The 10,457-nt window shown below is 65.3% G+C and carries 9 protein-coding genes; 7 read left to right on the plus strand and 2 right to left on the minus strand.

The features are described from left to right. From F6S12_RS27000 to F6S12_RS27010, 3 genes are all read left to right on the plus strand, one after another. Nucleotides 1-400 (plus strand): AbrB family transcriptional regulator (locus F6S12_RS27000; RefSeq protein WP_315869511.1); only part of this gene is annotated, 400 nt, incomplete at its 5' end. A gap of 279 nt (nucleotides 401-679) precedes the next feature. After that, nucleotides 680-2,905, plus strand: coding sequence for an LTA synthase family protein (locus F6S12_RS27005; RefSeq protein WP_315869512.1), 2,226 nt, complete (start codon nucleotides 680-682; stop codon nucleotides 2,903-2,905). 213 nt (nucleotides 2,906-3,118) lie between these two features. Beyond that, entirely contained in the window at nucleotides 3,119-4,750 is a 1,632-nt protein-coding gene (locus F6S12_RS27010) for a methyl-accepting chemotaxis protein (protein WP_019092913.1), read from the plus strand. Here the strand turns inward: F6S12_RS27010 and F6S12_RS27015 are convergent. Further along, on the minus strand, nucleotides 4,740-5,945 hold the full coding sequence (locus F6S12_RS27015) for a CynX/NimT family MFS transporter (RefSeq protein ID WP_152686108.1): 1,206 nt from the start codon (nucleotides 5,943-5,945) through the stop codon (nucleotides 4,740-4,742). The two genes, F6S12_RS27010 and F6S12_RS27015, sit on opposite strands and share 11 nt — an antisense overlap. Before the next feature lie 159 nt (nucleotides 5,946-6,104). Here F6S12_RS27015 and F6S12_RS27020 point away from each other — a divergent pair, with 159 nt between their 5' ends. Continuing rightward, on the plus strand, nucleotides 6,105-7,070 hold the full coding sequence (locus F6S12_RS27020) for an AraC family transcriptional regulator (protein WP_315869513.1): 966 nt from the start codon (nucleotides 6,105-6,107) through the stop codon (nucleotides 7,068-7,070). Between the two features lie 83 nt (nucleotides 7,071-7,153). Continuing rightward, a complete protein-coding gene (locus F6S12_RS27025) occupies nucleotides 7,154-7,996 on the plus strand; it encodes an NAD-dependent protein deacetylase (protein ID WP_152686107.1) in 843 nt (280 codons plus the stop codon). A gap of 3 nt (nucleotides 7,997-7,999) precedes the next feature. Here the strand turns inward: F6S12_RS27025 and F6S12_RS27030 are convergent, their stop codons facing one another. Beyond that, the gene (locus tag F6S12_RS27030) at nucleotides 8,000-8,902 is read right to left on the minus strand and encodes a LysR family transcriptional regulator (protein WP_015635104.1); all 903 of its coding nucleotides are present in this window, start codon (nucleotides 8,900-8,902) and stop codon (nucleotides 8,000-8,002) included. Nucleotides 8,903-9,054: 152 nt separating this feature from the next. Between F6S12_RS27030 and F6S12_RS27035 the strand changes: the two genes are divergently transcribed. Both F6S12_RS27035 and F6S12_RS27040 read left to right on the plus strand, forming a co-directional pair. Further along, complete coding sequence (locus F6S12_RS27035) at nucleotides 9,055-9,753, plus strand: CoA transferase subunit A (RefSeq protein WP_011060621.1); 699 nt, start codon at nucleotides 9,055-9,057, stop codon at nucleotides 9,751-9,753. Nucleotides 9,754-9,789: 36 nt separating this feature from the next. Beyond that, complete coding sequence (locus tag F6S12_RS27040) at nucleotides 9,790-10,449, plus strand: CoA transferase subunit B (RefSeq protein WP_011060620.1); 660 nt, start codon at nucleotides 9,790-9,792, stop codon at nucleotides 10,447-10,449. Nucleotides 10,450-10,457 lie beyond the last annotated feature (8 nt).

Genomic DNA, 10,457 nt, shown 5'->3' on the forward strand with positions numbered 1-10,457 from the left:
GCTGGGCGGCGCGCTGCAGGTCAGCGGGCTGTTGCAGATCAGCCTGCCGTCCTGGCTGCTGGCCTGTGCCTACGGCGCCATCGGCGGCTATATCGGCCTGCGCTTCGACCGCCCGACCCTGAGCTATGTGTTCGGCCACCTGCCGGCGATGATCGGCGGCGCCCTGCTGCTGATCGCCCTCTGTGCCCTCTCTGCCTGGGGGCTGGCCCTGTGGATGGGCAAGGACTTTCTCTCGGTCTACCTGGCCACCAGCCCTGGCGGCCTGGACGCCATGGCGATCATCGCGGTGGACACCCATTCGGATGTCGGCCTGGTGCTGGCGATGCAGACCCTGCGCCTGTTCGCGGTGATTGTCAGCGGCGCGTTTTTCGCCCGGCTGATCATCAAGTGGTCGCGATAGGTGCCGGAGCAAGCTCCCCTGCCCCCCCTACACTGCTTGCCCTTGATTGATCGGCATCAGCACCCAAGGCACATTTTTTTTAACAACCTGAAATAGTAAATCCAAGCGATGTGAAACCTGCCCCTGCTTGCCGCCAGCCTTCCAGGCTGGGGCTTTGCACGGATTCCACCGCCTCTTGGGGGCGATTCGCAAAGCCTGTCCCCAGGTCTTTCCTTGACGATTAAGAAACGTCTTGCCGTCAGCTCTTGTTAAGATCGCGCACATTTGCGTGAAGATTTGATGACAGGCAGGTTATTTGTGAAGTTGATCCGTCGTTGCCTACAACACCCTCTTGCACCCCTGTGCGCCCTGTTCGGCCTGCTGTTGCTGCTGCCCATGGGCGCGCGCCTGGCCCTGGGCTGGTCCAACCCGCTGGGCTATCTGTCGGACCTGGCCAGCGCCAGCCTGCTGACCGTACTCCTGTACCGCCGGCCCTGGTGGCTGGCGCTGCCGGTGTTGCTGGTCTGGGCCCTGCTGACCCTGGTCAGCGCCGAGCTGGTAAGCGCCGTGGGGCGCATGCCCAACCTCGCCGACCTGCACTACCTGGTGGACCCGCAGTTTGTCGGCAACTCCACCGGCGGCGGCCTGACCCACCCGGACCTGGGCCTGGCGCTGTTGCTGGGGCTGGTGCTGTGGCTGGTGGTCCAGCGCGCCCACCGCGGGGTGCGCCCCCCGGCACTGCCGCGCCATAGCTGGAGCCTGCCGGTGCTGTTGCTGGTGGCCCACGGCGGCATCCAGTACCTCAAGCCCAGCGAAGCCGACCAGTGGCAACTGTTCAACCTGCCCCACCAGGCCCTGGCCACTGCCACCGGCCAGGCGCAGATGCAGGTGGAGGACTGGCTGCAAGGCGACGTCGCCGATGTCCCACCGCCCATGGCCGGGCTCACCCGCCTGGACCTGGAAGGCCAGCCGCTGCTGCCCAGCGCTGGCCGCGCGCGCAACGTGCTGCTGATCACCCTCGAAGGCATTCCCGGTGCCTATATCCGCACCAACCGCGAAGCCCTGAACAGCCGCTACCAGGAAGACCTGATGCCCAAGCTCAGCGCCTGGGCCGAGCGCGGCATGAACACCCCGGACTATGTGCTGCACAGCCACCAGACCATCCGCGGCCTGTACGCCATGCTCTGCGGCGACTACGACAAGCTCGACAACGGCACCCCCAAGGGCGTCGAGATGCTCACCCAGAGCCAGCGCAACCAGGCCTGCCTGCCGGCACAGATGCACAAGTTCGGCTTCAACACCCACTACCTGCAGGGCGCCGGCCTGCGCTTCATGGCCAAGGACAAGATCATGCCGCACATCGGCTTCGATTCGACCCACGGCCTGGAGTGGTTCAAGAACGACAACTACCTGGAGTTCCCCTGGGGCAAGGACGACAAGGCCTTCTTCGAAGGCGCCCTGGGCTACGTCGACCAACTGAAGAAGAACAAGAAGCCGTGGATGCTCACCCTGCTGACCGTCGGCACCCACCAGCCCTACTCGGCGCCCGAGGACTACCTGGAGCGCTATGAGACGCCGAAGCAGGCCGCCGTGGGCTACCTGGACGACGCCATCGACCAGTTCCTCACGGGCCTGGAGCGCAAGGGCGTGCTCAAGGACACCCTGGTGATCATTACCTCCGATGAGTCCCACGGCATCGACGGCGTGCGCCTGGCTTCGTCCTGGGGCTTCAACCTGATGCTGGCCCCGGACCAGGACCTGCTGCCCCATCTCAAGTCCGGCACCTACGGCCACGTCGACCTCAGCGCCTCGGTGCTGGACTACTTCGGCCTGCCGGTGCCCGCCAGCCTCAGCGGCCGCTCGCTGTTGCGCGACTATGCCCAGGGCCGGGAAATCATGTCCTACACCAACGGCAAGCTGCGCTACCACGATGGCCAGGGCACCTTCACCGAGTGCGACTTCCAACAGCGCTGCCGCTACTACGCCAGCCCCGGTTTCATCGCCGACAGCGCCAGCCTGCAAGGCCAGTACGGCGGCCTGCGGGCCCGGCAGATCAGCGCGCGTGCGGCGAACCTGGACCGCAGCCTGCTGCAGTCGCCGCTGAACCAGCACTACCAGTTCGGCAGCCCGGCGATCATCCCGCTGCAGGCGCAGATCAAGGACGACTGGGCCGACAACCTGATCGGCGCCCAGTACCTGGAAATGCCCAAGGGCTCCCAGACCCGGGTGCGCTTCACCGTGCGCTCCGCCGACCCGCAGCAAAATGCCTACATCCTGCTCAAGGGCAAGGAGCTGGAACAGGACGTGCCCCTGGGCCTGCCGGAAGAAATGCTGGTCACACCCGACCAGCCATTGCAGATGGACTTCAGCTTCGACAACCCGGAAACCCGCAAGGCCTTCTCCTTCCACCTGCTGGGCTATGGCCTGGGGGCAGTGGAAGTCAGCGACTTCAGCGTGATCACCGAGTTGCCGGGGCAGACCGAAAGCGTCGAGCCCGAGGACGACAGCAACGCCCACTCCAGCTAAGCCCCGCCAAACATCGAGCGTCGCCCTATCGGGCGACGCTCGATGCGCCTTGCTACAAGCCCCGCAAAAAATACTTTCCTGTACATGAAACTTTTTTTGTACAGGAAAAGTCGGACCGTTGATGTCATTTAAACATCATTGAGCTATCACGCTACCTCATCGAGGCACGCCCCTGTGAAGCATTCAGTCAACGGTTTAGGAGCGGTCCTTCCTATGTTTTCCAATCTGAGCATTTCGCAAAAGCTCTATGCCGGTTTCGGCGTCGTCCTGCTGATCCTCCTGCTGCTGGTGCTGGCGGCCCTGCGCGGCTTCGATCAAGTCAGCAGCAGCGTCAAAAGCACCATCCACAGCCATGAAGTGCTGAACCAGTCCGACGCCCTCTTGCGCAGCCTGATCAATATCGAGACCGGCATGCGCGGTTATGCCCTGACCGGTCGCGACAGCTTCCTCGAACCTCTGGAACAAGGCGAAAAAGCCTTTACCGACTACTACGCCCGGATCAAGAGCAGCACCGCCGACAACCCCGAGCAGCAGGCGCGTCTGGAGCGACTCAAGGCCCTGCACGACCAGTGGCTGCGCGAGGACATCCAGGGCAACCTGGCCCTGCGCCGGGCGATCAATGCTGGGACTCAGCCGGCCACCGCCATGGCCGAGCAGATCAGCGCCGGCCGCGACAAGGCCAAGATGGACGCCATGCGCCAGCTCACCAGTGAGTTGCGCGAAGCGGAAAAAAGCCTGCAGGACGCCCGCAGCCAGGCCATGGACAACGCCAAGGCTTCGGCCCTGGCGATCCTGCTCGGCGGCGGCATGCTGGCGGCACTGCTGGCCATGCTCGTTGCCTGGTCGCTGTCGAGCAACCTGGTCGGACGCATCCGCCAGTCCGTGGAAGTGGCCGAGGCCATCGCCGCCGGCCACCTGGACAACCGCATCAGCACCCAGGGGCGCGATGAAGTCAGCGAGCTGCAGCAGGCTTTCGCCGCCATGCAGGAGCGCCTGCGGTCGATGATCAGCCAAATCAAGCTGGGAGCCGAGCAACTGGTGAGCGCCTCCCAGAGCATTTCCAGTGCCTCGCTGCAGCTCTCGGCATCGGCCCAGGAACAGTCCCACTCGGCCTCATCCATGGCCGCCACGGTGGAAGAACTGACGGTGAGCATCAACCATGTGGCGGACAACGCCGGGGACGCTCATGCCCTGTCCAGCGAATCCGGGCGCCAGTCCGAGGAAGGCGGCAGCGTGATCCAGGACACCCTGGGCAGCATGCGTCTGATCGCCGAGACCGTGCAGGCTTCGGCCACCCAGATCGGTGAACTGGGCCAGCATGCCGAACAGATCTCCAGCATTGTCAGTGTGATCAAGGGCATTGCCGAGCAAACCAACCTGCTGGCCCTCAATGCGGCCATCGAGGCCGCCCGGGCCGGCGAGCAAGGCCGTGGCTTTGCCGTGGTCGCCGATGAAGTGCGCCTGCTGGCCCAGCGCACGGCCAATTCGACCCAGGAGATCACCGAGATGGTCGACAAGATCCAGCTGGGCACCCGGGAAGCGGTGAGCAGCATGGACGTCGGAGTCAATCAGGTGAAAAGCGGCGTCGAACAGGCCCAGCAGGCCGGCGAGGCCATCGTCAATATCCGCACCTCCTCCGGCAATGTGGTGCGGGTGGTGGACCAGATCTCCCTGGCCCTGCGGGAACAGACCGCCGCCAGCCAGGATGTGGCGCGCAACGTCGAGCGCATTGCCCAGATGTCCCAGCAGAACAGCCAGGCCGTGGAGGAAACCACCGAGACCGCCCGCTCCCTGCAGCAACTGGCGCAGAACCTGGAACAGCAGGTGAACGTGTTCAGGCTGTAGGGCTGGCCGGCTGAAGGGCTCGGGCTCGGGCACGCACCAGCATCAGGCTCAGCCCCGCCCCCAGCAGCAGGACCGCAATCAGCATCAGCCAGGCGCTGGCAAAACCCGCCGCGCCCTGTTGCACGGTACCGAACAGTACCGGCCCGAGGGCGAACCCGGCGAAGAAGCCCGCCGAAAGTAGGCCCGAGGCCGAGGCTGGGCTGCCAAAGGCCGGATCGCGCAGCAGCATGCTCATGGCGATGGCATTGGTGGCCACGGCGGTCAAGCCCATGCCCAGGGTGCCGAACCACAAGGGCCAGTGCGCCTGGGGCGTGGCCTGGGCAGTCACCGCCAGGGCCAGGCTGGCCAGGAGCAATAACGTCAGCAGCAACCAGGATTCCTCGGCCATACGTGCTGCCAGTGGCGTCAACAAGGTCCGGGCCAGGATGCCCATGACCCCGAACCCGGCGACCATGGCGCCGGTCTCGCCGACCGCCACCCCTTGGCGAGCCGCGAATACCCCAAGAAAGGTCACGAAGGACGAAAGCACCAGGCCGACACACAACTGCACGCTCAGCAGCAGCGCCAGCCGTGAATTCGGCCGGGGAATCTTCAGGCTCATGGTCTTGCCCGCTGCGCTGCCCGCCGCCACCTTTGGCCCCCACAGGGCCAGCAGCAAGGTCGGCAGGAGCAGGCAGGCCAGGGCCGCGCGCCAACCCAGAGACCCGGCCAGAGGCGGCAACAACAGGCCGGCGATCAGCGCGGACACCTGCACCCCAGACTGTTTCAGCCCCACCACCGCGGCCTTGCTACGAGCCTCGACACACTCGGACACCAGCAGATTGGTCACCGGGTTGGCCAGGGCCTGGGCCACTCCGCAGATCGCCAGGGCCAGCAGCACCCCGGCAAATCCCGGCAGGCTGACCAGCAGGCCATACCCCGCCAGGGTCGCCCAGAACAGCAAGGCCAGGGCCCGTCGAGTGCCGAGCCGGTTCACCAGCGGCCCCGCCCACAAAGACAGCAATGCCGCCAGGCCAAAAGCGCTCATCACCAGCCAGCCCAGCCAGTGGGGCGCCACCCCAAGATCAGCGATCAGCAAGGGCCCGAGGGTGCCGATGGCGTAGAAGATCAGCATCGGCAGGCCCATGGCACACACCAGCACCGTGCGCAGCCAGAGCCCCCGGGGACCGGCGGATTTCAAGTTCTGCGGGTTCATTGCTTGCTCCTTTACAGGTGGGGCGCCGCAAGATTGCGAGGCTCGCCCCTGCTTGGGAAACAGCTTACTTTTTAGCGAGAATGCTTATCATGCGTGTTCATATGGGAAACGGATCCATTCCCATGGCAAACGCAGAACATCCATTGCAGGAGCGCGAACATGGCCGTTGCACCCGGTTCTTCCCAGTCCTATCGCTTGCCGTGCCACGCACCACGCGAGCACAGCCAGGCCCCGGGCGGCGGGTCACGCCAGCAGTTGCCCGAGATTCTGGGCGATTGCCATTTCGAGAGCCTGCCCTTGGCTCAGGGCCTGACCCTGGTGCGCTCGCGCTATCACCCCAATCGCCCCTTGATCGAGGAGGCCAGCAGTTGCCACGCAGGCCGCTTGCTGGTGATCACCTGCGCCCTGCAAGGTACTTCGGGCTACCTGGATGCCAAGGGTTCGAGCCTGGCGTTTCGCGCCGGACACACCACCGTCACCGCCTTCCAGGCCAGCCGAGGCGAACGCCGTTATGGCGCCAATGAAACGGTGGCGCAACTGCGCCTGCTGGTGGGCGAAGCCCTGCTCCAGCAGTACCTGGGCCCCGCCCGGGCTCACCAGTTGCTGGGCCAGGACGCCTTGCAACTGTTGGCCTGCGGGCCCACTTCCCGGGCCAGTGCCGGCCGTCTCAGTGCACTGGCCCAACCCTTGGGCCTGCAGCAGCCACCGACGCTGGAGCTGCATATCCACGCCCTGAGCCTGCTGTCCTTGCAATTGCAGGCCCTGGCACCCGCCCCTGTCGTCCCGGGCCGGCACCTGAAGGCCGCCGATCTTGAACGGCTGCAGCGGGTGCGCGACCTGATGTTCGAGCAGATGCACCAGCCCTTGAGCGTGGCCTACCTGTGCGCCGCTGTGGGTCTCAACGAGTTCAAGCTCAAGCAGGGCCTGCGCGAGCACTACAACACCACACCGCAGCGCATGCTCCTGGAAATCCGCATGGGTCATGCCCACCGCCTGCTGGAAGGCGGCTGCCAAGTGGCCCAGGCGGCCTATCAGGTGGGCTACCGCTTTCCCGGCAACTTCAGCGCGGCCTTTACCCGGTTCTATGGCAAGCCACCCAAGTCGGTGTTCGGCCCCCGGCGCTGAACCTTGGGTAAAACACTGGCGCCGCGAGGGCTTTGCGTCTATTTCTGGTAGGCGTCCCTGGCCACTGGAAACGAGTGCAGCCCATGATCGATCGCCCCACTGCCCCGCTGCTCGAACAACTCGCCGCCGCCATGCACGGCAAGCCGTTCATGGTCCTCACCGGCGCTGGTATCAGCACCCCGTCGGGGATCCCCGACTACCGCGACAGCGAGGGCATGCGCCGTGGCCGCCAGCCGATGATGTACCAGGAATTCCTCGCCCAGCCCGAAGCCCGTCGCCGCTACTGGGCCCGGGCCATGCTCGGCTGGCCGCGCATTCGCCAGGCCCGGCCGAATGCCGCGCACCAGGCGTTGACGCAATTGCAGGCCGCAGGCCGGATCGCCGGGGTGATCACTCAGAATGTCGATGCCCTGCACGACGAGGCCGGCAGCCTGGAGGTCATCGAGCTCCACGGCAGCCTGCAGCGGGTCTTGTGCCTGGACTGCGGCCAGCGCAGCCAGCGGGAGGCCATCCAGCAGCAACTGGAGGCGCACAATCCTTACCTGGCCGGCGTTGACGCGGTGCAGGCGCCGGACGGCGACACCCTGCTGGACCCGGCCTTCGAGGAACGCTTCCAGGTGCCCCATTGCCCCTACTGCAATGGCTCGCGATTGAAACCCGATGTGGTGTTCTTCGGCGAGAACGTGGCCGCGGCCACCGCGGCCCGAGCCTTGAGCGCCGTGCACGAAGCCGCAGGCCTGCTGGTGGTGGGTTCGTCGCTGATGGCCTATTCGGCGTTCCGCCTGTGCCGCGCCGTGGCCGAGCAAGGCAAGCCGCTGCTGGCCATCAACTTCGGCAGGACCCGCGCCGACGAGCTGCTGGACCTCAAGCTCAGCGAGCCCTGTGACCTGTTGCTGCCCCAGTTGGCCGAACGCCTGCTGCGTTGAGCCTCAGAGTAGCGCCAGGCGCTGGCCGAGGTTTTCCTCGCGCAGGATGTCGAACAGCGCCTGGGCCGCGGTGGACAGCTCGTCCCCCGGCTTGGTCAGTACACCAATGGCCCGCTCCACCACCGGATCGTGCAGGGTCAGGCAGTGCCCGCCCAGCTCGCGCATCTGCTGGGCGCACAGCGCCGGCACCGCACTCACCCCCAGGCCGCTGGCGACCATGCGCCCCACGGTCGCCAACTGGTGGCTTTCAAACTCCACCGGCAGTTGCACGCCCCGTGCCCGCAGGTGATCTTCGAGCATCACCCGCACCGTGGACGGCCGCTGCAAGGTGATGAAGGGCTCCTGCAACAGCGCCTGCCAGTCGATCTCGCTGCGCCGGGCCAGGGGCGAATCCCGGGGCACCACGGCGACAAAGCGGTCGATGTACAGCGGGGTGAACACCAGCGAGGTGCTGTCCTGGGGCTCGAACGCCACCCCCAGCTCCACCTCGCGATCACGGACCATCTCCAGCACCTGCTCGTTGACCACGTCGTTGACCGTGACGTTGACCTGGGGATAGCGGGCCCGAAAGTGCTTGAGGATCGGCGGCAGCAGGTTGCCGGCAAAGGACGGCATCGCCGCCAGGGTCACCCGGCCTCGCTGCAGGGTGAAACGCTGGCGCAGTTCGTCCTCGGCGTTGTCCCAGTCGGCGATCAGACGCCGCGCCAGGGGCAGCAGGGCCTCGCCTTCCGGGGTCAGGGCCACATTGCGCGTATTGCGCGTGAACAGGCGCCCACCCAGGCCTTCCTCCAGCGCCTTGATCGTCAGGCTCAGGGCCGACTGCGACAGGTGCAGCCGTTCGCAGGCCAGGGCAAAGCTCAAACTGTGGGCCACGGCCAGAAATGCCCGTATCTGTTTAACCGTCATCTGCCATTCTCTTGGGTGTATGCCGCCCTGGATTATGCTGCTTTTCCAATCAATCAACCTTAAAAATCAACTTAACAAATCAATCCCGCAGCGCAACACTGGCCCGCAAACGGCTGGCCAGCCGCCAACGAACAAGAAAGAGGAAGGTGCAAATGGCAGGTTTCGACAAGCGCGTGGCGTCCTACGAGGAAGCCCTGGAAGGTCTGCAAGACGGCATGACCGTGATCGCCGGCGGCTTCGGCCTGTGCGGTATCCCCGAAAACCTAATCGCCGAGATCAAGCGCCGTGGTACCCGCGACCTGACCGTGGTGTCCAACAACTGCGGGGTCGACGGTTTCGGCCTGGGCGTGCTCCTGGAAGACCGCCAGATCAGCAAGGTGATCGCTTCCTACGTGGGTGAAAACGCGCTGTTCGAGAAGCAGTTGCTCAGCGGCGAGATCGAAGTGGTACTGACCCCCCAGGGCACCCTGGCGGAAAAAATGCGCGCCGGCGGCGCGGGGATCCCGGCCTTCTTCACCGCCACCGGCGTCGGCACCCCGGTGGCCGACGGCAAGGAGACCCGCGAATTCAAGGGCCGCACCTACCTGATGGAAGAGTCCATCACCGGTGACTTCGCCATCGTCAAGGGCTGGAAGGCCGACCATTTCGGCAACGTGGTCTATCGCCACACCGCGCAGAACTTCAACCCCCTGGCGGCCACCGCTGGCAAGATCACCGTGGTCGAAGTGGAAGAAATCGTCGAGCCGGGCGAGCTGGACCCGACGCAGATCCACACCCCCGGCATCTACGTCGACCGGGTCATCTGCGGCACCTTCGAGAAGCGCATCGAACAGCGCACCGTGCGCAAGTGATCGCCCTTCCCCAGCCCGAATAAAAGGACAACAAACATGGCTCTTACCCGCGAACAAATGGCCCAGCGCGTCGCCCGCGAACTGCAGGACGGCTTCTACGTCAACCTCGGCATCGGCATCCCGACCCTGGTGGCCAACTACATCCCCGACGGCATGGAAGTCATGCTGCAATCGGAAAACGGCCTCCTCGGCATGGGCGCCTTCCCCACCGAGGACGAAGTCGACGCCGACATGATCAACGCCGGCAAGCAAACGGTCACCGCGCGCATCGGCGCCTCGATCTTCTCGTCCGCCGAATCCTTCGCGATGATCCGCGGCGGCCATATCGACCTCACCGTGCTTGGCGCCTTCGAAGTGGACGTGCAAGGCAACATCGCCTCCTGGATGATCCCCGGCAAGCTGGTCAAGGGCATGGGCGGCGCCATGGACCTGGTGGCCGGTGCCGAGAACATCATCGTCACCATGACCCACGCCTCGAAAGACGGCGAATCCAAACTGCTCAGCCGCTGCAGCCTGCCGCTGACCGGCGCCCAGTGCATCAAGCGCGTGCTCACCGATCTGGCGTACCTGGAGATCGAGAACGGCGCCTTCATCCTCAAGGAGCGCGCCCCCGGGGTCAGCGTCGAGGAAATCGTCAGCAAGACCGCCGGCAAGCTGATCGTGCCGGACCACGTGCCTGAAATGCAGTTCGCCTGAGGAGCCCC

This window comes from Pseudomonas sp. JV245A, assembly GCF_032424515.1.
In the GTDB taxonomy this organism is placed as follows: Bacteria; Pseudomonadota; Gammaproteobacteria; order Pseudomonadales; family Pseudomonadaceae; genus Aquipseudomonas; species Aquipseudomonas protegens.

Excerpts from the sequence above, each read along its gene's own strand:
- F6S12_RS27005 (WP_315869512.1), top strand. The coding sequence starts at position 680 with ATGACAGGCAGGTTATTTGTGAAGTTGATCCGTCGTTGCCTACAACAC.
- F6S12_RS27010 (WP_019092913.1), top strand. The coding sequence starts at position 3,119 with ATGTTTTCCAATCTGAGCATTTCGCAAAAGCTCTATGCCGGTTTCGGC.
- F6S12_RS27015 (WP_152686108.1), bottom strand. The coding sequence starts at position 5,945 with ATGAACCCGCAGAACTTGAAATCCGCCGGTCCCCGGGGGCTCTGGCTG.
- F6S12_RS27020 (WP_315869513.1), top strand. The coding sequence starts at position 6,105 with ATGGCCGTTGCACCCGGTTCTTCCCAGTCCTATCGCTTGCCGTGCCAC.
- F6S12_RS27025 (WP_152686107.1), top strand. The coding sequence starts at position 7,154 with ATGATCGATCGCCCCACTGCCCCGCTGCTCGAACAACTCGCCGCCGCC.
- F6S12_RS27030 (WP_015635104.1), bottom strand. The coding sequence starts at position 8,902 with ATGACGGTTAAACAGATACGGGCATTTCTGGCCGTGGCCCACAGTTTG.
- F6S12_RS27035 (WP_011060621.1), top strand. The coding sequence starts at position 9,055 with ATGGCAGGTTTCGACAAGCGCGTGGCGTCCTACGAGGAAGCCCTGGAA.
- F6S12_RS27040 (WP_011060620.1), top strand. The coding sequence starts at position 9,790 with ATGGCTCTTACCCGCGAACAAATGGCCCAGCGCGTCGCCCGCGAACTG.